General features: G+C 48.4%; 20 protein-coding genes. 13 read left to right on the forward strand and 7 right to left on the reverse strand.

The genetic code is table 11. From position 1 onward, the window contains the following. Window positions 1-57: 57 nt before the first annotated feature. Complete coding sequence (dusB, locus tag ICL07_RS04170) at window positions 58-1,095, reverse strand: tRNA dihydrouridine synthase DusB (RefSeq protein ID WP_188086679.1); 1,038 nt, start codon at window positions 1,093-1,095, stop codon at window positions 58-60. A 135-nt stretch (window positions 1,096-1,230) separates the two neighbouring features. Here dusB and ICL07_RS04175 point away from each other — a divergent pair, with 135 nt between their 5' ends. Genes ICL07_RS04175 through ICL07_RS04195 form a run of 5 tightly spaced genes read left to right on the forward strand, consistent with a single transcriptional unit; the run spans window position 1,231 to window position 7,353 of the window. Next, complete coding sequence (locus ICL07_RS04175) at window positions 1,231-2,610, forward strand: mercuric reductase (protein WP_188086680.1); 1,380 nt, start codon at window positions 1,231-1,233, stop codon at window positions 2,608-2,610. Window positions 2,611-2,656: 46 nt separating this feature from the next. Further along, the gene (locus tag ICL07_RS04180) at window positions 2,657-3,619 is read left to right on the forward strand and encodes an ABC transporter ATP-binding protein (RefSeq protein ID WP_188086681.1); all 963 of its coding nucleotides are present in this window, start codon (window positions 2,657-2,659) and stop codon (window positions 3,617-3,619) included. Next, complete coding sequence (locus ICL07_RS04185; protein WP_188086682.1) at window positions 3,606-5,171, forward strand: ABC transporter permease/substrate-binding protein; 1,566 nt, start codon at window positions 3,606-3,608, stop codon at window positions 5,169-5,171. Before ICL07_RS04180 ends, ICL07_RS04185 begins: the two co-directional genes overlap by 14 nt. Window positions 5,172-5,185: 14 nt before the next feature. Continuing rightward, window positions 5,186-6,334, forward strand: coding sequence for an ergothioneine biosynthesis protein EgtB (egtB, locus tag ICL07_RS04190; RefSeq protein ID WP_188086683.1), 1,149 nt, complete (start codon window positions 5,186-5,188; stop codon window positions 6,332-6,334). 23 nt (window positions 6,335-6,357) lie between these two features. After that, on the forward strand, window positions 6,358-7,353 hold the full coding sequence (locus tag ICL07_RS04195) for an L-histidine N(alpha)-methyltransferase (RefSeq protein ID WP_188086684.1): 996 nt from the start codon (window positions 6,358-6,360) through the stop codon (window positions 7,351-7,353). A 4-nt stretch (window positions 7,354-7,357) separates the two neighbouring features. On the opposite strand, the gene ICL07_RS04200 is transcribed toward ICL07_RS04195, so the two are convergent. Together ICL07_RS04200 and ICL07_RS04205 are read right to left on the reverse strand one after the other, a co-directional pair. Further along, on the reverse strand, window positions 7,358-7,837 hold the full coding sequence (locus tag ICL07_RS04200; protein WP_223151742.1) for a DinB family protein: 480 nt from the start codon (window positions 7,835-7,837) through the stop codon (window positions 7,358-7,360). Between the two features lie 8 nt (window positions 7,838-7,845). After that, window positions 7,846-8,277 carry a DUF2867 domain-containing protein gene (locus ICL07_RS04205; protein WP_188086685.1) on the reverse strand — a complete coding sequence of 144 codons (432 nt, stop codon included), beginning with the start codon at window positions 8,275-8,277 and terminating at the stop codon, window positions 7,846-7,848. Between the two features lie 291 nt (window positions 8,278-8,568). On the opposite strand from ICL07_RS04205, the gene ICL07_RS04210 reads away from it, so the two are divergent. Beyond that, window positions 8,569-11,283: a carboxypeptidase-like regulatory domain-containing protein gene (locus ICL07_RS04210; protein WP_188086686.1), complete on the forward strand. Its 2,715-nt coding sequence runs from the start codon at window positions 8,569-8,571 to the stop codon at window positions 11,281-11,283. On the opposite strand, the gene ICL07_RS04215 is transcribed toward ICL07_RS04210, so the two are convergent. Beyond that, the gene (locus ICL07_RS04215; RefSeq protein ID WP_223151743.1) at window positions 11,269-12,171 is read right to left on the reverse strand and encodes a DsbA family protein; all 903 of its coding nucleotides are present in this window, start codon (window positions 12,169-12,171) and stop codon (window positions 11,269-11,271) included. The genes ICL07_RS04210 and ICL07_RS04215 overlap by 15 nt on opposite strands. A gap of 89 nt (window positions 12,172-12,260) precedes the next feature. Next, on the reverse strand, window positions 12,261-13,121 hold the full coding sequence (locus tag ICL07_RS04220; RefSeq protein WP_188086687.1) for an OmpA/MotB family protein: 861 nt from the start codon (window positions 13,119-13,121) through the stop codon (window positions 12,261-12,263). Window positions 13,122-13,408: 287 nt separating this feature from the next. Here ICL07_RS04220 and ICL07_RS04225 point away from each other — a divergent pair, with 287 nt between their 5' ends. The 4 genes from ICL07_RS04225 (at window position 13,409) to ICL07_RS04240 (ending at window position 17,261) form a co-directional block, all read left to right on the forward strand. Beyond that, on the forward strand, window positions 13,409-14,434 hold the full coding sequence (locus ICL07_RS04225) for a LacI family DNA-binding transcriptional regulator (protein ID WP_188086688.1): 1,026 nt from the start codon (window positions 13,409-13,411) through the stop codon (window positions 14,432-14,434). A gap of 261 nt (window positions 14,435-14,695) precedes the next feature. Continuing rightward, entirely contained in the window at window positions 14,696-15,784 is a 1,089-nt protein-coding gene (locus ICL07_RS04230) for an SGNH/GDSL hydrolase family protein (protein ID WP_188086689.1), read from the forward strand. Between the two features lie 234 nt (window positions 15,785-16,018). Then, window positions 16,019-16,456 carry a hypothetical protein gene (locus ICL07_RS04235; protein WP_188086690.1) on the forward strand — a complete coding sequence of 146 codons (438 nt, stop codon included), beginning with the start codon at window positions 16,019-16,021 and terminating at the stop codon, window positions 16,454-16,456. A gap of 136 nt (window positions 16,457-16,592) precedes the next feature. Beyond that, a complete protein-coding gene (locus ICL07_RS04240; RefSeq protein ID WP_188086691.1) occupies window positions 16,593-17,261 on the forward strand; it encodes a DUF1349 domain-containing protein in 669 nt (222 codons plus the stop codon). Between the two features lie 161 nt (window positions 17,262-17,422). Here ICL07_RS04240 and ICL07_RS04245 read toward each other — a convergent pair whose 3' ends face one another. Next, window positions 17,423-19,597 (reverse strand): S9 family peptidase, encoded by a 2,175-nt coding sequence (locus ICL07_RS04245; protein ID WP_223151744.1) that lies wholly within the window; start codon window positions 19,595-19,597, stop codon window positions 17,423-17,425. A gap of 115 nt (window positions 19,598-19,712) precedes the next feature. Then, window positions 19,713-20,666, reverse strand: a complete 954-nt coding sequence (locus tag ICL07_RS04250) for a HEAT repeat domain-containing protein (RefSeq protein WP_188086692.1) — start codon at window positions 20,664-20,666, stop codon at window positions 19,713-19,715. A gap of 160 nt (window positions 20,667-20,826) precedes the next feature. On the opposite strand from ICL07_RS04250, the gene ICL07_RS04255 reads away from it, so the two are divergent. The 3 genes from ICL07_RS04255 to ICL07_RS04265 are packed head-to-tail and all read left to right on the forward strand — an operon-like array spanning window position 20,827 to window position 23,622. Further along, window positions 20,827-22,092 carry a dihydroorotase gene (locus ICL07_RS04255; protein ID WP_188086693.1) on the forward strand — a complete coding sequence of 422 codons (1,266 nt, stop codon included), beginning with the start codon at window positions 20,827-20,829 and terminating at the stop codon, window positions 22,090-22,092. Window positions 22,093-22,098: 6 nt separating this feature from the next. Further along, window positions 22,099-22,659, forward strand: a complete 561-nt coding sequence (locus ICL07_RS04260) for a DUF4199 domain-containing protein (protein WP_188086694.1) — start codon at window positions 22,099-22,101, stop codon at window positions 22,657-22,659. Window positions 22,660-22,674: 15 nt separating this feature from the next. After that, window positions 22,675-23,622 carry a glycosyltransferase family 2 protein gene (locus ICL07_RS04265; protein WP_188086695.1) on the forward strand — a complete coding sequence of 316 codons (948 nt, stop codon included), beginning with the start codon at window positions 22,675-22,677 and terminating at the stop codon, window positions 23,620-23,622.

A 23,622-nucleotide genomic window follows, 5' to 3' on the forward strand; every position in this document is an offset into this window, starting at 1 on the left:
AATTCATTCTTCGCTTCCATCTCCGCTAATCAGCGTAATCAGCCATAATCATGATCATCACAGTTTACAGTTTTGATGATAATCAATCATCTCTATCGGCTCATTCGTTATTTCGATGCCTTTATAATACGCTTCAACTTCATCCAGCACCGCTTCCACTTCGTCCACTGTTTTCTGTGTCACCAGCCGGCTGCGGAACTCTTTGATATTAGGCAACCCTTTCAGGTAATTGGCGTAACATCCTCTCATTTCATTGATGCCTACTACGGGTCCTTTCCATTCTACGGAAAGGCGCAGGTGTTTTTTGCTGACGGCAATACGCTCTTCCAGTGTAGGTCCGGCCAGTAATTCACCGGTTTTCACATAATGTTTGATTTCGCGGAACAACCACGGATAACCGATTACAGCTCTGCCGATCATGATACCATCCACACCGTAGCGGTTTCTGTACTCCACCGCTTTCTGCGGAGTGTTAATATCACCATTGCCAAAAATCGGGATATGTATACGGGGATTATTCTTCACTTTACCAATAAGGGTCCAGTCGGCTTCTCCTTTGTACATCTGACAGCGGGTGCGGCCATGAATGGCCAATGCCTTGATACCGACATCCTGCAGCCTTTCTGCCACCTCTTCAATGTTTTTGGTATCATCGTCCCATCCCAGGCGTGTTTTAACCGTTACCGGCAGCTTTGTGGCCTTTACCACGGCGTCAGTGAGTCGCACCATCAAATCGAGGTCTTTCAGTACACCGGCGCCGGCGCCACGGCCAGCCACTTTTTTTACCGGACAGCCAAAGTTGATGTCCAGCAGGTCGGGATTGGTGACATCCACGATTTTAGCGGCCATAGCCAGACTATCCTCGTCGCCCCCGAAAATCTGGATACCTACCGGCCGCTCATACTCGAAAATATCCAGCTTACGGCGGCACTGGATCGCATCGCGGATCAGGCCTTCACTTGATATAAATTCAGTATACATCAGGTCCGCCCCGGTGTCTTTGCAGACAGCACGGAAAGGCGGATCGCTCACATCCTCCATGGGAGCCAGCAACAGTGGGAAATCGGGCAGTGTTATGTTGTCAATCTTAACCAAAATCTGTATTTTCAGGAGCGCAAAGATACAGCATTTTACGCCAGGGCTAAAAGCCACGGAATAATATGTTTGTCAAAAAAATCCTCCCTTCCCCCGGCTCGGGAACGAATATTGATGCTCCCAAAAATAAAGCTCATGGAGAATTTCGATGCAATTGTAATCGGCTCAGGACAGGGCGGCAATCCCCTGGCGAAGAAAATGGCGGAGAAAGGATGGAAAATAGCCCTGGTAGAACAACGGCAGCCCGGTGGTACCTGTATCAACGACGGCTGTACTCCCACCAAAACCATGATTGCCAGCGCACGCATAGCACACCTGCTGTCACGCAGCGACACCTGGGGCATCCGCAACCAGGGCTATACCGTGGACCTTCCCGCGATCATAGCCCGTAAAAATGAAGTGGTGCAACAATTCAGAAATGGAACCGTTAAAAACCTGGAAAAAGCCGGGGTTACAGTACTAATGGGCACCGCCGTTTTCTCCGGCGTAAAAACGCTGACAGTCACCATGCACGACGGCAGCATCCGCGAACTAACGGCAACACATATCTTTATCAATACCGGCGCAGCCCCTTTTATCCCGGAAATACCCGGCCTCCGGGATGTGCCCTACCTCACCTCCACCAGCCTGCAGGAAGAAGTGAAAGTGCCACCTGAACTGATTATCCTCGGCGGCGGCTATATAGCCCTTGAAATGGGCCAGCTGTACCGGCGTTTGGGCAGTACGGTCACCATCGTGGAGAAAAGCGCACAGCTCATGTCTAAAGAAGATCCAGATGTGGCAGCAGTGATAAAAAAAATACTGGAAGCGGAAGATATCGAAGTGTACACCGCCACCACCACGGAAAAAATCAGCGGTACACAGGATCATATTGAAGTACAGTTACAAACCGCGGGTAAAAGCCATATCATCACCGGTACCCATTTACTGGTGGCTACCGGCCGCAATCCGCAAACGGCTGCATTACAACTCAGTAAAACGAATGTCACCCTGGATGAAAAAGGATATGTACAGGTGAATGATCAACTGGAGACCAGCTGCCCGGGTATCTATGCGATAGGCGATGTGAAACCCGGCCCCGCTTTCACCCACATCTCCTACAATGATCATCTCATTCTTTACAAAAACCTTTTCGAAGAAGCAGAACTCAGTACTAAAACCAGGCAACTGCCCTATTGTATGTTCACCGACCCGCAACTCGGACGTATCGGCTTATCCGAAACCAGCGCCCGGCAGGCCGGGTACCCGGTAAAAGTAGCACATCTCAGTATGGACAAGGTAGCCAGGGCCATCGAAACCGGTGAAACAGCAGGATTTATGAAAGCCGTCGTACATGAACATACTGGTCAGATCCTGGGCGCTGCAGTCATCGGTACGGAAGGCGGTGAAATCATGTCCGTACTGCAAATGGCCATGCTGGGCGGTATAACGGCAACGCAACTACGGGATATGATTTTCGCTCATCCCCTCTACGCCGAATCACTCAATAACCTGTTCATGACACTGGAAAAATAACGGTCAATATGAGTATAATTTTCCCCAACACCGTCTATTTGATATTATGATTAAAGTATCGCATGTTTCAAAAAGTTTCCGTCACGGTAAAAATGCAGTCAATGACCTTTCGTTTGAAGTTCAGCCAGGTGAAACCCTCGTGCTGCTGGGTACCAGCGGCTGTGGCAAAACCACGACGCTGCGCATGATCAACCGCCTCCTGATACCGGACCAGGGAGACATTTTTATCGGAACGAAAAATATCAGAACGGAGTCCCCCGAAAACCTGCGCCGTAACATAGGCTATGTATTGCAGAACACCGGTCTATTTCCGCACTACACGGTACTGGAAAATATCAGCATCGTACCACAGCTGCTGCAATGGGACAAATCCCGTATCCGCAACAGGGCACTGACGCTGATGGAAAAACTACGGCTGCCGCCTGCCACCTACGCTCACGTATATCCGCAACAACTCAGCGGCGGTCAGCAACAACGGGTGGGGCTGGCCCGCGCACTCGCTGCCGATCCACCCATACTGCTGATGGATGAACCTTTCGGGGCACTGGACCCGCTCACCCGCATCAGCGTCCGCAACGAATTTAAACTGCTGGATGAACTGAACAGCAAGACCATCATTCTTGTTACACATGATGTGGAAGAAGCATTTGAACTGGGCAGCCGTATCTGTATCATGAACGAAGGCCGCATCCAGCAGATGGGCGCCGCTACGGAGCTGCTGTTTAACCCGGCCAATGATTTTGTGCGGCACTTCCTCGACAAACAACGGCTGGAACTGGAGTTGAAGTCGCTCCGCCTCCGGGATATATGGCCTTACCTGGATGGCAGCAATAGCGGAAACGGCACGCTGCTTTCGGCCGATACCAACTGTTGGGACACGCTGGAATACCTGATACAGGACAAAGCCGGCAGTACTTTCAGGAATGAAGAAAAACAACTGGATGGAAACATTCTGATGAATGCTATCAACGCTTATAAAAAAACAGTCAGCCAGCATGGACACACCTGAAACGTTTTTGGATTTTGTCCGGCAGCAGTCCGGTAAACTGCTGGAACAAACCCTCACACATACCGGTCTTACGTTTATCTCTGTACTGATAGCCGTCTGTATTGGGGTACCTGCCGGTATCCTCATTTCCCGCCGTCAAAAACTCGCTGGTCCTGTATTAGGCATTACCGGTATCCTGCAAACCATTCCCAGTATTGCCTTACTGGGATTTATGATCCCGCTGTTGGGCATTGGCCCCAAACCCGCCATCGTGGCCCTGTTCCTTTATGCGCTGCTGCCGGTGGTCCGGAATACCTACACCGGCATTCAGGGTGTAGATCCGAACGTGATGGAAGCAGCAACCGGCATGGGGTTGAGTCCACGGCAACTATTGCTGAAAGTACAGCTTCCATTGGCAATGCCGGTGATCCTGGCCGGTATCCGCACGGCTACGGTGATTAACGTGGGCGTGGCCACCCTGGCGGCCTACATCGCTGCCGGCGGCCTCGGTGAATTTATCTTCGGTGGTATCGCACTCAACAATACCCATATGATGCTGGCGGGTGCAATTCCGGCGGCCTTGCTGGCCATCCTGTTCGACTGGGGACTGTCGCGCCTGCAACGCCTGAATATGCGCAAAGCGCGTAAAACCACGCTGGTATTGCCGGCTATTTTGTTGCTGCTGTCTTCTTTTTACCTGCTGCCGGAAACCTATAATAGTCGCCTCAAAGCGGGCTTTACCCCTGAATTTATGGGCCGTAAGGACGGCGCTATCGGACTGGGCACCGTTTACGGTCTCCACCTCCGTACCCTTGTTATCAGCGATATGATCATGTACAAAGCGGCCTATGAAAAGAAGCTGGATGTCATCAGCGGCAGCAGCACCGATGGCCGTGTAAAAGCCTTTGATCTGGTGGTTTTGGAAGATGATAAACATATTTTCCCACCTTACTATGCCGCACCGGTCGTCCGGCAGGCTGTGCTGGATAAATACCCCGAATTGGCGCCGGCACTGGACCAACTCTCTGGTACAATTAATGATAGCATCATGACGGAGCTCAACTACCGGGTGGATTATCTCAAACAAAATCCGCAACAGGTAGCGAAAGATTTCCTGGTATCGGCCGGTCTCTGGAAACCAGCCCGAAACGGTACCAAAGGCGTCATTCGTATTGGCGCCAAAATCTTTGGCGATGGCTATATTCTGGCCAATATGTACAAAATGCTGATCGAAGGCTATACCGATCTGACCGCCACTACCAAAACAGGCCTTGGCGGCACTAAAATCGTCTTCGATGCATTGGTCAATGACCAGATAGACATGTACCCTGAATACACCGGCACCGGCCTGCTGGTGATACTGCAGGCGCCGCAACAAACCGTCGACAGTATCATCGGTGACAGCCAAAAGGTATACGACTATGTGAAGGAAGGGTTTGCCAGGCAATACCAGGTACAATGGCTGAAACCCATCGGCTTTAACAATACCTACGCGCTGATGATGCGCCGGGAACAGGCTTCCAGGCTACACATCAGCAGCATATCAGATTTAGCAACATATGTGCATCATTAATAACCACCAGTATCATGCAACTGAAAAAAGATTATCTCACAGTACGCAAACGAACGGAAGATATTTGTGCACCACTTAAAACGGAAGACTATGTAGTACAACCAGTGGTAGATGTAAGTCCGCCTAAATGGCATATGGGGCATACCACCTGGTTCTTTGAAACGTTCATACTCATACCTAACGCAAAAGGCTATACGGAATTTGACCCGCAATATAACTTTGTCTTTAACAGCTACTATGAATCTGTCGGCGCCCGCGTGATCCGTACCGACCGGGGTAACCTAAGCCGCCCGGCCGTGGAAGATATCATACGCTACCGCCGGCATGTAGACGAAGCCATGCAAACCTTCCTGGAAACACCACCTACACCTGAACTCGAAGCACTGATTACGCTCGGGCTCAATCATGAAGAACAACACCAGGAATTGTTATACACCGATATCAAATATATCCTGGGCCATAACCCGCTTTTTCCGGCTTATGACCCTGCTAAAACATCGCCTGTTACAACAAAAACAGCCGGTTCATGGTTAGAGATGAAGGCAGGGACATATGAGATCGGCTTTCCCGGTAACGGCTTTTGTTTTGACAATGAACTGGGCCGGCATAAAGTATATCTCGGCGACTATAGCATCAGTGATACACTGGTGACCAATGCAGAATACCTCGACTTCATACAGGCAGGCGGTTACCGCGATTTTCGCCACTGGCATGCAGAAGGATGGGACTGGGTAAAGAAAAACGAGGTTACCATGCCGATGTACTGGTACAATATCAATGGCCAATGGATGCATTATAACTGGCAGGGATTACAACCCCTCCTCCCCGATGCACCGCTGTGCCATATCAGCTTTTACGAGGCAGCCGCCTTTGCCGCATGGAAAGGCATGCGCCTGCCAACTGAATTTGAATGGGAAGCCGCTGCACCACAATTATCATGGGGGCAGCGCTGGGAATGGACGGAAAGCGCCTATCTCCCCTATCCCGGCTTTACCAAAGCGCCCGGCGCCATCGGCGAGTACAATGGTAAATTCATGGTAAACCAAATGGTTCTCAGGGGTGGCTCTGAAGTAACGCCCCCTCATCATAGCCGTATCACTTACCGCAACTTCTTCCATCCTTCCCTGCGATGGCAGTTTACCGGTATCAGGCTGGCAAAATAGGCTTTTATCTAAAAAGATTGCGTATGCAAACCACTGTAATTCCAGGCCATACGGTTCTTTGTAAAAGGAAACCGGTGACCGGCACTTTTTATCAGGAAGTAATAAAGGGACTCAGCGCACCACAAAAATACCTGGACTCCAAATATTTTTATGATGCGGAAGGTGATCGCCTGTTCCAACAGATCATGCAATGCCAGGAATATTATCTGACCGGTTGTGAAATGGAAATATTCGCTACCCGCGCCGGTGAAATAGCTGCGGCACTGGCACAACAAGCCGGTACCTTTGATGTAGTGGAACTTGGCGCCGGCGATGCCACCAAATCCATTCATCTGTTACGGCAGCTGCTCGCCGATGGTACAGATTTTACCTATTTCCCCATCGATATTTCGGCCAATGTGATCCAACAGCTGGAGCAACAGTTGCCGGTCATGCTGCCGGAACTGCGCATGAAAGGGCTCAACGGAGAATACTTCCACATGCTTGAACAGGCTAATACGTTTAGCCATAAACGAAAAGTAGTGTTGTTCATGGGTGGTAACATCGGCAACTTCGATACGGCAGCCGCACACGATTTCTGCCGGGAACTCAGGGATTACCTGCGCCCCGGCGATCTGCTACTCACCGGCTTCGACCTCAAAAAAAATCCGCAGGTGATCCTTCGCGCCTATAACGATAGCGCGGGCATCACCCGTGCGTTTAACTTCAACCTGCTTACCCGTATCAATCGTGAGCTGGGCGCTGATTTTGACATCACTCGGTTCGAGCACTACCCCACTTATGATCCGGGTACCGGTGCCTGCAAAAGTTATCTGGTCAGCCTGGAAAAACAACAGGTGAAAATTGGTAGTGATGTATATATTGATTTTGAAGCGTACGAACCACTATATATGGAGATCTCACAGAAATATTCGCTCGAAGATACAGGTCAGCTCGCGCTGAAATCAGGATTTCAGCCGGTGGGACTTTTCTTCGACAGTAAAAAATGGTTCGTGGATGCGCTCTGGAAATGCCTGTAAGCAGCTATTTCCAGGCATTTAACAACCGGCGTATGGCTACGATCTCACCGGTATGATAACTGGTGTGGTCAGCAATCAGTACCGCTTCCCGGAAAAGATGCTGCCCGTCGCCATAAGGAAAAGGAGTGAACAAGTCCGCCTCCGGCGCTTCCAGCAATTCTATAAACGCATGCGTGTCGGCCTTGATCTGGTCCAGGCTCTTCTGCCATACATGATCATTGGCCGGCGCCGGCGATGCAGGCCAGTAACCTTCCGGCCAGCGGGGTGATTTATAATCGGCATCCCGGCTAAACTCCAGGATGTCGGCCTGCGTAATGCGGATATGTTCTACCAACTGCCAGATACTATAGGGCAGCTGTTCCGGTACCACGCCCCGCAAGGCGGCCGGCAAACCTTTCACCGCATCGGCAAAAGTCACATGCGCATTGGCTTTTAATAATAATTCCTTCAACGTTTTTACCATCTCCTTTTTAACGTCCATCATAACACAGTTTAAATTAGTTTACGGATCATTCCGGGAAATATAAACCCATGAAAGGGCAACATACTATACCAATACAATTTTCCTGCTAAACCTTTCGCTTTAAAGGAAGCCGTCTGTACCAGCCAGCCGTCTTCAATACAAAACTCAAGCCGGGCTTCACCGGGAACCTTCATTTCCGCTTCCAGTAACAACCTCCCCGCTTCCCGGTCCGCTACCAATACCCTCCATACATCCAGGTAATCACCGGCCTGTAAATCGGATGGATGCCTGCGCCCCCTTCTTAATCCAGGCCCCCCTACCCACTCATCCAGGTAACCACGTAATACCCACATCCAGTTGCCGTAATACCAGCCCGTCTTTCCACCGATGGCCCATATCCTGCGTAATGTAGCCTCCCTGTCTGTTATCTTCGCGATGCGCCTGTCCTGAAAATACGTCATCAAAATCTAAAAAAAATTATCATCTTTGCTATGCCATTATCACTCCGAATATAAAAAAATCTCCTAACTCCTTGTAAATCCTACATTTTAGTTTGTCAACCGTTCTTCGATAACAAATGCTTAACAGCGTTTACGAAATTGAATATCCGCTATAAACGCCACAAATGCGAACTTAGCCATCATTCAACAGCATACACCAGCCGTACAACACAGTTTGCGGCCTACAACAAAACTGACAACCAATACACTAACCCAGAAAGCTATTCACCTACTCATGTACTTAAACAGCTGATGCAGGTAATTAAGACCGGATTTAACCAAATCCAGCGGAAACTCGCACTTCTCCTTATAGGATGTTGTGCCTGCGCGACCCTGCACGCGCAGCATACCATCAAAGGAACCGTCTATCAGAAAGACACCCGAAAAACGCTCCCGGGCGCTACGGTCATGCTCTACGATGAAAAAGCCCGTGTAAAAGCCCAGACACAGACTGATGAACACGGCAGCTTCATCATCGAAAACGTTCACGTAGGCTTCTATCGTCTGCTGGTGAGTTTTATGGGGAACCGTACCGAAATGATTCCCGTAGAGATCAACCCGAGACAAAAAACACTCACGTTCGGCTATATCCAGCTGTCTCCCAGTATTAGTCTCAGCAGGGTAGAAGTTAAGGCGGACCGACCGCTGATGGCGATCCGTAAAGATACAATTGAATTTAATGCCAACGATTTCTCCACGCTCCCCAATGCCAACATGCATGAGCTCATTGACAAAATTCCAGGGCTCACCATGGATGACAACGGGAACCTTTTCTACCTGGGCGCTCCTATCAAAGAATTGTTCATTGACGGAAGGTCGCTGCTTCAAAATATGAGCAATGCCAAACGTGTCATGGAAATATTGAAAGCCGACCTGGCTGATAAAATCCAGATATCGGATAAAAAAAATATCAGCGGCATCGCGGAACCAGGTAAAAATGAAAAAGTACTGAACATTGTGGTGAAATCGGAAATGAAAAAAGGTGTCAGAGGTACTGTTACCGGTGGCTATGGTACACATGACCGTTACAACGCCGGCGCTACCTTTAATATGTTCCGCAAAAAAATTACCGTACTCGGAGATGTACTCGCCAACAATAACAACACCCAAAGCGATGCCAGCACCAACTACGCCGGCGGCTATATGAATAACAACCAGGGTACCAATAAAATATTTAACGTCAATACCTACACGACAATGGAGGTCTCTAAAAAAATTAAATTAACAGTGAACCTCCGGCACCGGGAGCTGGATATGACCAGCAGCGAATTACAGGAACGGGAAAATATTTTCCGGGACAGCAGTACCTTCTATCATAGCAACACTCAAAAACACCTGACTTCCAAAATCAATGGCGGCGAAGCTTTCCTGGAAATGCAACCCAATACCAACAACAAAATTATTGTGGCGGCAAACATACAACGGGAAACAAAAAAAATAGATAACAACCGTCTCTATAATACAACCGATAGCCGCCAGGATACACTCAACAGTGGTATGCTACACAACCTGGACAGCGCCGTCAATAAATCCATGGATGTAATAGGCAGCTACTCCCATAAATTCGGAAAAACCGGACGCGTACTGTCTTTACAGGCCGGCTTCAGGAAATCCTGGCAATACAGCTACCAACTCAACGCCAGTGAGAACGATGTGTTCTTACCCATTTTTAGTGCCGATACCCTCAATCAAAAAGTGTCTCCTAAAAATGAGACCACCGTGGCGAATGCGGCCGGAAGCTACAGTGAACCTATCGGAAAATACTGGACACTCGGACTGGCATATACCTACGATGGACTAACCACCAACAACCGGCAAAACACATCAGACTTCAGCAATACATGGCACAGTTATATTCCCAATGACTCACTGTCCTACCGGTTCCATAGCGTTATTAACAATCACGTAGTAAGACCGGCACTGACCTATAACAAAGGGAAAGTAATGGTAATCGGATCAGCGGGGCTTTCACTTAGTACACTCAACAGCGACAACTACACTACCGGCAGCAAATCCGTACGGCATACGACCTACTTAAACCGCAACCTCAACGCCGTTATCAAACTGGACCCTTACAAAACGCTCAACATAGGCCTGATGGGAATGACCATGCCGGTAGAGGCACAAATGTTATGGCCAGTCAATAACAACACCAACCCGCTGTATGTACAACTTGGAAACCCAAATCTGATCAATAGCTTCGTCAATATGCTAACAGCTATGTATGTTTCCAACAGTATCAAAGGAGTAGCCTTCGCCCATAACCTGTCAGGACAATATATTCAACATGCATTTTCAACAGCGGTATATACTGACTCGCTAGGCAGACAGGTAAGTATGCCCATCAACGTATCCGGCAACTGGGGTATATCAGATAACAACATGATCGGCTTCCGGATCAAACATCCGGGTATCACCGTCAACTATGTCACCAGTGTCGAGTACAACAGAACGGCTTCGCTCATCAATCACCTCAACAATATCACCAAAAAATATTCAATCGTTCAAATACTCGCCGCCTCCTTCACCTGGAAAAAAATACTGGAACTCACCACCAAACTGGGAATGGACTACAGAGGCAATATGCTTTCCCTGCAAAACGATTACTATACGGACTTTATCCAATACTCCCTGTCATTGAATGCCAATGCCTGGTTGCCTATGGATTTCAATGTTGGCGCCAATGTGCAGTATACCAATAACACGGATGCAAAAGCACAATTCACCCTGCTCAATGGCTGGGTGGGTAAAACATTTCTGCCCGACAGAAAACTGTCGGTTAAATTGTATGCATTTGACCTGTTAAGGCAAAATAAAACCGTGGTGGCCTATTATGGCGCTACTTACCGGGAAAGGCTGGAAACCACCAACCTGTCCCAGTATTTTATGCTAAGTCTTACCTATAGTTACGGCCGGAAAGGCGCCCAAAATCCAGGGCAACGGATACCCGGACTAATGCGTCCATAAGGCTCCGCCGCCGGCGACCGTTACCTGTAACTGCTGTTGCCGGCGGAAACCGTCCAATTGCGCATAGGCGGACTCCATCGTCAGATCGTTCAATACCGCGTATTCTTTAGTGGTTAATGCAGGGAAATAGGAAAAAGTATCCAACCCGCGGAGATACGTGCGTGGCTGGGCTTCGGGGTACAACTTATGCAGCGCCGTGGTAAACACAGGGTAAGGTTTGGCGCCATATACCAACTCTCTGCCGCCCGCAGCATTCACCAGGAATATTGAAGGAAATCCTCTCACCCCCATTTGCTGACGCAGTAACAAATCCTGCTCAAACAACGCTGGCGCGGTATGATCAAAATCCTGTTGCAGCCGGGCGGTATCCAGCTGAGCATAAGCAGCAGCCTCCATGACCGGCTCCACACGGGTAATATTCTTTTTTTGCAGGAAAAGCATTTCCCGCAGGCGACGCAGGAAAATAACACTTTTGTGTTCATCCTGCAGCTGAGCTGCTTTAAACCAGATCGAAGGCGGATAAGAAGAAGGTAACGGATCTTCCAGCCATACATTACCATCTATCGGCATTTCGTAATGTCCGGCCACCTCTTCCCAGTGATGGGCTACATCTGACGGACCGCTGATACCGCCGGAGTTATAGACGTCCCAGGAGGGCAACAGCCCGCCCATATGGTAACGGATATCGAGCAAATGACCGTATTCCAGTTTCAACCGGCGCCATTGAGGCTCAATACCCCAGCAGGTGGAACAGATCGGGTCCGTAAAATAAATCAACTGTAACGGCTTGTCAGTTGGCAATGTCGTATAGTCCTGATGGTTAGCAGTGAGCGCGCCGGGAATCTCACATACACCGGTGGACGGGTCACAGAATAAAGGTGCTTGCATGATATAAAAACGTAAAAACGGGAAGGTACAAAATAAAAAAGAAGGTCTGCATACACGCAGACCTTCTTCGCTATTGTAACAGGAAAAGATTAGTTGGCTGGTTTCTCCAGTAATTTGAAGAACTGATCCAGTTGCGGCAGGATCACGATCCTGGTCCGGCGGTTAGCGGCACGTCCTTCCGGCGTATCATTGGATGCTACCGGCTGGAATTCGCTGCGGCCCGCTGCCGTCATCCTCGCAGCTGGTATCTGATACTGGTTCTGCAGAATACGTACCACAGAAGTCGCTCTCTTCACGCTCAGGTCCCAGTTGTCGAGCAATACATTCGGACGGTAAGGCACGTTATCGGTGTGACCTTCCACCATAAACTCAATTTCAGGCTGATTGATCAGTACTTTGGCTACTTTGCCCAGTACATCTTTCGCCCTGTCGGTAACGTCGTAGCTACCGCTCTTAAACAGCAGTTTATCAGAGATGTCAATATACACCACCCCTTTTTCTACCTTAATGTTGATGTCTTTATCGTCCATATTACCGATCGCTCCTTTCAGGTTCATCACCAGTTGCATGTTGAGGGAGTCTTTACGGGAAATGGCAGACTGCAGGTCTTTAATATAAGCATCTTTTGCACCGATGTTATCCAGTGATTTTTTAATGCTTTCCGCCTGTGAATTGGATATAACGGACAGCTCTTTCAGGTGTTCCAGCATCTGTGAATTGTTGCTTTTCAACTGTGTCTGTTGTTCCTGCAGGTTGTCCATCTTGTCTTTGTAGGCAGCTGCAGCTCTGGCGGCTTCTTCTTCACATCTTTTGCGCTGGTTCTCGCTTGACCTGTACAGACTGTCCAACCGGGCATATCTTGCCTCCGATTCTCTCAGTTTCCTGGGTGCAGAGCAGGATGCCATGATGGTAATCAGTGCCACAGGTAAGGCTAAGTGTACTATCCTCATAAAATAGATTTTAAATAAAATTAATCTAACAAATAAAATATATAAAAATTGGCAGAGGTTCAATGGAGGATGCACGAAAATAACAAATAACAAGCCGAAGAATACAGGCATTAAGGAATTCTAATACAGTTGCATTAAACTAGTTTTTCATATCTTCAGTTAACCCCTGTAAATTCAATTCCTTAAATGAACCCATAAAAAAAAGTTAATATTATACTAATAACAAGTAACTTGGCAACCAGACGTATATTGCTGATATCTATTTTCCATTAATTGCTGTAAAATGTATGAGAAAGGTGGTTTCTTCGGGTCAACCAACAATAAAGGAAATTGCAAAAAGGCTGAATATCTCTGTATCTACCGTATCAAGGGCTTTACATGACCATCACAGTATAGGATTGAAAACCAAAGCCAGGGTAAAAGAACTGGCTGCGGAACTGAATTATGAGCGAAATCAGACAGCTGTTTATTTTCAGCAGGGGAAAACTTTTACCATCGGTATCCTGTTACCAGAACTGTCTGAAGCCTTCTTTTCCAGTGCTATCAGTGGTATAGAAGATACCGCCTACAGTAATAATTACACCGTGTTGCTGGGACAGTCGCACGACGACGAAGACCGGGAAAAACAGATCATACAGAGTATGAAACAACACCGGGTAGACGGTTGCATTGTATCTATCGGAAAAAATACCCGTAACTACGAACATTTTGAAATGCTGCGCCAGGCCCGCATTCCGGTGGTCTTTTTTGACCGGGTGCCCGACCTGCCTAATATCCATGCGGTTTCAGTTAACCTGGAATCAGGCACGATACAAGCGGTAGATTTCCTGCTGAAAAAAGGTCACCGCGTTATTGGTATGATCAACGGTCCGGAACAGCTGGTAGCCAGCAAGGAAAGAGCCACCGGCTACATCAAAGCCCTGCGCAAACACCGCCTCAAATACGACCCGGAACTGATTGTCAACGCCGACCTCACTGCTGCCGGCACCGACAGCGCGATGGAATACCTGCTGTCCCTGAAAAGAAAAGTGACGGCCATAGTTACCTTCAACGACTACGTGGCCATGGATGCGGTACAATACGCCCTTAAAAGAAAACTGGAAATAAATAAAGACATTACTTTTGTATCTTACGCCAATACGCCGGTCAGCGGATACACTGCTTTCCCACCAGCTGCCTCGGTAGAACAATTCCCCTATGAACAGGGACAGGCGGCTACAAATATGTTGTTGTCGCTGCTGAATGGAGAGCATCCGTTGAACGACTATACCAATACTATTATGGAGTCTCAACTGGTGATACATAACCGGTAAAACCGGTCTTATTTTGGCGATAACCTTGCCACAGTAGAGCACCGTGGCACAGGCTAATCGACCTCATTGTTCGCTGTTCTGTAATTGCTGCTTTTGGAGCTATCTATTTTCTGTAATTGCACCACTATTTTAGAGAATTCTTTTCATATTCCGCGTACGCAAACGCTTGCGTTATCCGCGCAAGCGTTTGCGTAACACCTCAAAAACGTGCTTTTCTCTCTCTTTTCCTGTATCTTGTCCGGTGCTAACCAATAATCACGTATGATGAACAAAACGATGCTATCCCTGACAGCACTGCTATTATGCTGCTGCAGCCTCTTTGCTCAAACGCCCACTCCCCTTGTTTACCACGATGCGATGGAATTTCCTGTGATCGGAAAATACCACGGCGAACACAACTACAACCGGTTGCCCGCGAAATATGAAAAAACTGTCCGGCCTGTTGTCTGGAACCTGAGCCGCAACGCCGCCGGTATTGCCATCCGCTTCCGTACCAATGCTACCACTATCGGCGCCCGCTGGAAAGTACTCAACAACACATCCCTGAATCACATGACAGCCACCGGCGTGAGAGGCCTCGATCTTTATGCACTGGTGGGTGATAAATGGCAGTTCGTTAACAGCGCTATCCCGGAAAATAGTTTCAACTCTGAACGTACCATCCTCAAAAAAGGGGATGGCGCCTGGCGCGAATACGTGCTGTTCCTCCCCCTCTACGATGGTGTAGATTCACTCGCTATCGGTGTGAATGCCGGTGCGGCAATCGAAAAACCACAGCAGTCCCTGCTGATGGATAAAAAACCAATTGTATACTACGGCAGCAGCATCGCACAGGGCGGCTGCGCTACCCGTCCGGGTATGGCCTATACCAATATCCTCGCACGTCAACTGCAACGCCCGATCGTTAACCTCGGTTTCAGCGGCAACGGCATGTTTGAAACAGCCGTCGGCGAAGCGATCTGTGAAACAGACCCTTCCCTCATTGTGATCGATTGTAATCCGAATACGGCGCCTGAACTGATACATGAGCGCGCAGTAAAGCTGGTAGAGCAAATACGCGCCTGTAAACCGCAAATACCACTATTGCTGGTGGAGAACTTCACGTATGAGCATGCTTACTTTGAAAAAGACATCATGGACATCGTATACCGCAAAAGAGCGGAACTGAAAAAAGCCTACGACGATCTGAAGAAAGCCGGCGTTAAAAACCTGCACTACCTGGGCGGCGAAGGTTTCCTGGGCGATGACCATGAAGGCACGGTAGATGGTGTACACCCTACCGATGTAGGCATGGAGCGCTTTGCAGCGCATATCTATCCTACGCTGCGTAAACTTACCAAAGGCCAATAATGTTTATATGCCGGATGATCATGTTGACATATGTTAATTTCTCTATTTAATGAATGTTAAAATTATCATCCGGCATTAGCTCTCTCATCCTTGCTAATGCCCACGTCAAGCCCTCGTCCCTCACCCGGCTGATTTTGCCTCCTACCCGTTCCAGCCCCGTCCTGCGCAGTTATCCGGCCAAATGAGCGAACTTTATAAGGCAAAAAATCTATTCATCTACAAAATCTTAAGATTATGAAAAAGATGATGATTTATCTGTTAGCCACAGGAATTGGTGTGTTTGCAGCTGTTCCTTCCCATGCCGGCGATACCATGCACCGGCACAGGACAAAAGAGGAAAGACGGGAAGCGAGAGCCGAAAGGAAGGAAGCCAGGGCTGAAAAAAGAGAGGCAAAAAGAAGCGGTATGGTCATGCACAATGACATGGCCAGTCCAATGCCATCCACTACCAACAATACCATGCGGTATCCAGAGGCAGCATTGCCGGTAATGGAAGACTACATTCCTTCCAATATTATGTCCAATCTGAAAACAACCTACGGCTCAGATCTGTATGATATTACTTCCATGAAATGCACCAGTGGAAGTGATTGTTATACGGTACGCGTTATCAAAAATGGCGTTGTACAATCTTTCGTAGTAAATGCGGATGGTAATACTGTTGTACAATAACAGTTTTATTATCTCCTGTTCAACAACCTGACCGGCACCGGCCAGGTTGTTGTTTTTTACCCTTCCTGTAGTTTTATCGTTTCCTTGTTTTTTAGTTTATATATTGGGCGCCAGTATTTATTTTAAACCCACGATAGTGAAAAAGAAATTTCTTGTACTCGGTAGCCTGATCCTGGCTTTTTGCAGTGCTATGGCCACTCCGGCGGATAGCATCCGGATCAAGGGCATACCCTATCCCTGTAGCTGGATTAACACACCGCAAAACTTTAATGTGGCTGGAGACAGCCTCACCATCACCGCCGCCAATGGCTCCGATTTTTACAATTATCCCGGCGGTAATTACAACATCGCCACGGCGCCTATCCTTACCTTCAAACCGGATGAGAATTTCGTGCTCACCGCTAAAATCAGGGTGGATTTCAAAAAAACATATGACGGCGGCGCTATCTATGTGATGGCGGATTCCACACAATACATCAAATTCCTCTTTGAAAACAGCCACTACGGAAAATTCGCAGTCTGCTCCGGGGTAACCAACACCTATACGGACGACAGCAACAATGCCACCACTATTAAAAATGAAGTATACTTCCGGCTGGCGAAATCAGGGAATATGTTCGGCCTTTTTTATTCTCCCGAAGGGAAAACCTGGGAAGCCATACGCCTGGTCAATTTTGTACCCAAGGCACCCATCAGAATAGGCTTCTCCTCCCAATCACCACTGGGGGAAAACTGTACCAGTGTTTTTTCAGAAATCACTTACACACCCGGCACCTTTAAAGATGCTAAAACGGGCGGTATGTAGTCTCGCAAAGGCGCAAAGCAGCAAAGCGCGCAAAGTTTTTTTGTTAAGATTAATAAGAAAGCAAAGGAGCGAAGATCAACATTTTGATTTTCGCTCCTTTGCTTTCTTAATATTCGCTTATATCATCTTTGCGCGCTTTGCTGCTTTGCGCCTTTGCGAGACTACTTCAGCTGTGCATCAAAATAATCAGTGATCTTCTGCATTAAATGCACCCTGTCTTTACCCAGCACATTATGCAGATGGCCAGGGTATACAAAATAATCTACCTGTACACCATTATCTACGCAGGCTCTCAGGAAGTTGATGGAATGCTGCCAAACCACTACGTTGTCATTGGTACCATGAATCAGCATCAGATGTCCTTTCAGGTTTTTGGTTTGGGTAAGCAGATTGGAATTGGCATAACCTTCCGGATTCTGCTGCGGTGTATCCATATAACGTTCGGTATACATCACTTCATACATGCTCCAGTCAATCACCGGTCCGCCGGCTACCGCCGCCTGAAACACGCCGGGATGGCGCAACATCAGCGATGTAGTCATAAAGCCGCCGAAGCTCCAGCCATGTACGCCCATCTTCTGTTGATTTACATAGGGTAATGATTTCAGGTAGGCGACACCCTGCAGCTGATCATTCATTTCCACGGTGCCCAACTGCCGGAAAGTAGCCTGCTCAAAAGCCATACCCCGGTTGGCACTGCCCCGGCCATCCATGGTAAATACGATATAACCACGTTGTGCCATATACTCGTACCACAAATTACCACTGGCAGGGAACGTATTACGGATCAACTGTACATTAGGCCCGTTATATAAATACACGATCACCGGATACTGACGGGTGCTGTCAAAATTCAATGGCAGTATCAGTTTACCGTAAAGCGGGGTACCATCATCGGCCTTCAGCGTTACCTGCCTGATTTCCGGCCGTTTGAAATTTTTCAATGGATCTTCCGCCTTCAGGATAGTCTCCTGGTATTTGCCGTTTAAGCCGGTAATCACCGCGGAGGAAGGCGCATCTTTGGAGGTGTAGGCATCCAGCACATAATCACCTTTACCACTTACCTGTATGTCGTGCCATCCCGCTGCCTGGTCCAAACGACGCATGGCAGCGGTTTTCAGGTTAACGGCATAGGCATGTTTTTCCATCGGGCTTTCTTTTGCCGCGGTGATAATTATTTCATTACCAGCGCTATAAAAACCTTGTAATTCATTCACTACCCAGGCGCCTTTGGTCAGCTGTTTCTGTAACTGTCCGGCAGTGTTGTAAAGATATAAGTGCGTATAGCCGTCACGGTCACTCCACCAGATAAACTGATCGGGTTTGCCCGGCACAAAAGTCAACGGGTGAGAAGGATGTACATATTTGGGATCCGTTTCTTCAAAAAGGGTTTTGACCAGTTCACCGGTAGTGGCGCTGTATTGATTCAGCCACAGGTGGTTCTGGTCCCTGTTGAGCAAGGCTACGTAAACAGACTGCTGGTCAGGCGCCCAGGTAACGCAGGTCAGGTAATGATCCGCCTCCCCTGTTGTTTTCAGGAAGATAGTTTTACGGGTAGAAGGCTGATATATGCCTAATGTAACTTCGTGGGATTTACCGCCGGCCATGGGATACTTGATAATATTGGCATGTGCAGGCACTACTGACCAGTCGATAACCGGATAATCATTTACCATCCGTTGGTCCATCCGGTAAAAAGCAACGAGATCACCCTGCGGAGAAAAGAAAATACCCTTATCGATGCCAAACTCTTCACGGTGCACACTTTTACCGTTCACGATGTTGATATCTGTATCCTGGGTGATAGGCTGTTCCTGTCCGTCTGCAGTACGCAGGAAAAGATTATTCTTAACAGTATAGGCTATTTGGCGGCTTTTAGGATTCACCGTTACATTTTCCACGCCTTCGGGCAGCGTGCACCAGTTGCTGAAAGAGATCATCCGGTCGGTTACCGTGCCGCCGTACAACACATTACCGATGGCGAACCAGGCATGGCTGTTGTCTGTCCAATGCAGGGCAGGCAAGGCACGCAGGGGGCGCTGGGAAAAAAGTTGCTGGTTGAGCGTGTTTAGCGTCAGCAGGGTATCAGTAGTGGGTAAGGCCCTGCCGCCTAATACGGTGTATTTCACCCAGTATTGCTGGCCGTTGGCAGCTATAGCCCTGGTATAGGCGTTTTCACCGGGCAACCATTCAAACTGTTTCAATCGTTCCGGCGCCAGTTCTGCACGCAGCCCGTTGGTGGCCTGTGCCATGGTGTACATCTGCTGCTGGGCATGTGCGTATTGCGCACCGCCAGCCATACAACCTGTCAAAAGCAATATCAATCCTCTTTTCATCCTTACATTTTAAGGTTCCAAATGTAAAGAATTACGAGGTATGCACCGCCGTTAGGGGAGCTATGCGGACAAATATCAGGATAAAAGGAGGAAAAGATGTGGGGTGGACGGGGTATCAACCTTTATTCATCACCAGGTTGCGTTGTATCCATTCTCTCTCTTCAGGCAATAGGTATTCCGCCCTCTTTTCAGTGATCCAGGAGAAAGTCTTTTTCACTTCGCTTTTAACAGTACGGAAACGGAACAAAAATTCCATGCCCAGCATCAGGTCAGTAAAGCCGTTTTTGAAAGTTTCCAGCGAAAGGCGGCCACTGGTGCGTCTTTTAGACAACAATTCTGTAATGCGGGTGATCACGGCCTGTATGGCGCTTTCATCTGCATACTTATAAATCGCCTCCATCGCTTCGGATTTCAGCTGACCACGCAGCAGGCAGCGGGCGTAAAACAATGCTTCCTTCTCTTTCTCAATATCCGCGATGGTAGCAAATGCCAGTCCTTTTACATCCTGGCGGGGGTGTTCCAGCAAGCGTTTGAGAGCAGGGATACTTTTTTTGGTCGCTACTTTATGCAGCAGTAATACTATATAATATATATCATATTCATTTACAGTCCTTTTTAAAAGATTTAACGCCCAGTCTTCTACGTTCGGGTTATTAGTACCCCGGAGGGCAAATAAAGCGGAGCGGCGCACATTGTTATTGAGCGACAAAGTATTGTTCAACAGCGGGTCCAGGTTCATATAACCCGGAATCTGCGGACCACGTTCCAGGTCCTGCTGAATAGCGGTTATCATATCCGGCTCCTGTTCTATCCGCAGGCGGTCCAGCATAAACCGGATCACTTCCGGATCATTGGTATTCCTGGAAAGCTGAATAATAATAAATCCGGCGGCACGACGTTTTTCCTTGTCTGTTTCTGTAGTGATATATTGGTACAGAATCGGCACGTAGGCATGATTGGCCAGCTGTTCGGCCTCCCGGAGCGCCTGCCAGCTGATGGTTTGGGTGTCGTTCAACTGTTCCGAGCGGTCGCATATACGTGTGACAAGGTTAATGAGATAATCATTCATCCTGAGTTATTTTGATCTGCTATCCCACTGTTTTCAATTATCATACCAACCTGAACAAAACCGGAAAAGGGCCGCAGGAGGGCTTCATCAATTAACAGTTTTATGTTACATTTGCCCCTGTATTTTTGGACAGGTTTTGATACTGAATAGAACGTAAAGCATGCACATATTACTCAAAAACGTAAAGGTTATAGCGCCTTCTTCTCCCTTTCACGGGCAGCAAAAAGACATTTCCATTCAGAACGGTATTATCCAACAGGTGGGCGATCACCTGGAAGATGCACGTGCCACGGTGATCTCTGGTGAGAACCTGCACGTATCCGCAGGCTGGATGGATATTTTCGCCCATTTCTGCGACCCCGGGCTGGAGCACAAGGAAGACCTGCGCACCGGCGTAAAAGCTGCTGCTACAGGCGGTTATACCACGGTGATGGTAGTGCCCAATACCCAACCGGCCCTGCATACCAAACCGCAGATTGAATATGTGCTTAGCCAAACCCGTCACGCTGCCGCTACGGTACTGCCTATCGGCGCTATCACCAAAAACCTGGAAGGCAACGGCCTCGCCGAAATGTATGAAATGCAGCAAACCGGCGCCGTAGCTTTCTCCGACGGCCTTAAACCGGTACAGTCACCCGGCCTGCTGCTCAAAGCATTACAATATATCAAAGCCTTCGACGGTACGCTGATTCAACTGCCGGACGACCAAAGCATCTCCGCGCATGGCCTCATGCATGAAGGGATCTACTCCACCCAACTGGGTATGCCCGGTAAACCGGCCCTGGCAGAGGAACTGATCATACAGCGCGACCTGGAACTGGCCCGCTACACCGATTCCCGCATCCACATCACGGGCGTAAGCACCCGCAAATCCATAGAACTCATTGCCGCCGCTAAAGCTGCCGGTATCAAGGTAACTTGCTCCGTTACTCCTTACCACCTGTCGCTCACCGATGGACAGCTGGTATCCTACGATTCCAACCTGAAGGTAAACCCGCCGCTGCGCAGTGCAGATGACGTGCAAGCCATACAGGAAGCAGTGGTGCACGGTACGGTGGACTGCTTTGCCACCCACCACGTACCCCAGGAATGGGACGCCAAACAGGTAGAATTTGAATATGCCAAAAATGGTATGATAGGCCTGGAAAGCAGCTTCGGCGTCATCCGCAACTACCTGCCGCAGCTGCCGCTGGAACAACATATTGTTATGCTGACGGAAAAACCGCGCGCCATCTTCAAACAGCCGCAGCCTGCCATCCAGGAAGGCGCCGCCGCTAACCTGACGATCTTCAACCCGGCAGCGGAATGGGAATTTACCAATGACCATATCGCTTCCAGATCAAAAAATTCGGCTTATATTGGCAGTACACTGAAAGGCAAGGTTATTGCCACTGTGAACGGTCCTATTTTTCACGTCAACAAATAATCCTATATGCAACAGTCATCTAATCCCGGGGTGAAATGGGGTATCATCGCCGGCGTTGTCCTTATTTTGTTGAATGTACTGTCCTGGATTGGCGGCACCAGCATGATGTTTTCCTTCTGGAACGGCATATTTCAATTGGCATTAATTATCGTTTTTGCGGTGTTGGCCGGAAAAGAAAGTAAAAAACAGGCCGGTGGTTATATCGGGTTCAAAGACCTGCTGAAACCACTGTTCACCACCTTTATCATCGGTACCCTGCTGATGGCTGTTTTCCAGTTCATCCAGTTTAAATTCATCGATCCCAAACTGGCGGATGCCTTGAGAGACCATACACTGTCCACCACGGAAAGTTTATTGAGACGTTTCGGCGCCCCCCAGGAAGAAATAGACAAACAGCTGGACAGTATCAGCGCCACCGATTTTGGTGTAACGCCTGCCAAGTCCCTGATGAATTACCTGAAAGGCCTGATCTTCTATTTCGCCGTATCTGCTATTATAGCGCTGATCCTGCGTAAGAAAGCACCGGAGGGCTTACAGAAAGATGCACCCGGGCATAAACAATTATAATACTATTCTATCAAGATGAACATATCCGTAATCGTTCCTTTAAAAAACGAAGAAGAATCACTTCCTGAACTGGCTGCCTGGATTGAACGGGTGATGCAGGAGCATCGCTTCACCTATGAGGTCTGGATGATCGACGATGGCAGTACCGACAGTTCCTGGGAAGTGATCCAGCAACTGGCCGTAAAAAACCACTGCATCAAAGGCATCAAGTTCCAACGCAACTATGGTAAATCCGCCGCTCTTAACGAAGGCTTCAATGCCGCCCAGGGCGATGTGGTAATTACCATGGATGCAGACCTGCAGGACAGCCCGGATGAAATACCGGAACTGTACCGCATGATCGTGGAAGATGGTTATGACCTTGTCAGCGGCTGGAAAAAGAAACGTTACGATAACGCGTTCACCAAAAATCTGCCGTCTAAATTGTATAACTATACTACCACCCGTATGAGTGGCGTAAAGTTGCACGATATGAACTGCGGCCTGAAATCCTATCGTAAAAAAGTCATCAAGTCCATCGAAGTATACGGAGAAATGCATCGCTATATACCGGTAATCGCCAAATGGAACGGTTTCCGCAATATCGGCGAAAAAGTAGTGGAACACCGCGCCCGTAAATACGGGGTCAGCAAATTCGGGCTGGAACGTTTTATCAACGGCTTCCTCGACCTGGCCTCCATCATGTTCATCGGTAAATTCGGGAAACGCCCCATGCACCTCTTCGGCGCATTGGGTACCCTGTTCTTTTTCTTCGGCTTTATCATCGCGTTTTACCTGGCTTTTGCCAAAATATTCTACGATAAATACAACATGACAGACAGACCTATCTTCTTCCTGGCCCTGCTCTTCATGATCATCGGTTCACAATTGTTCCTGACCGGATTTATCGGCGAACTGGTTACCCGCAACGCCCCTGAAAGGAATAGTTACCTGGTAGAGGCAAGACTGGACAAAACAAACTAA

It is taken from the genome of Chitinophaga qingshengii (genome assembly GCF_014529935.1).
Lineage (GTDB): Bacteria > Bacteroidota > Bacteroidia > Chitinophagales > Chitinophagaceae > Chitinophaga > Chitinophaga qingshengii.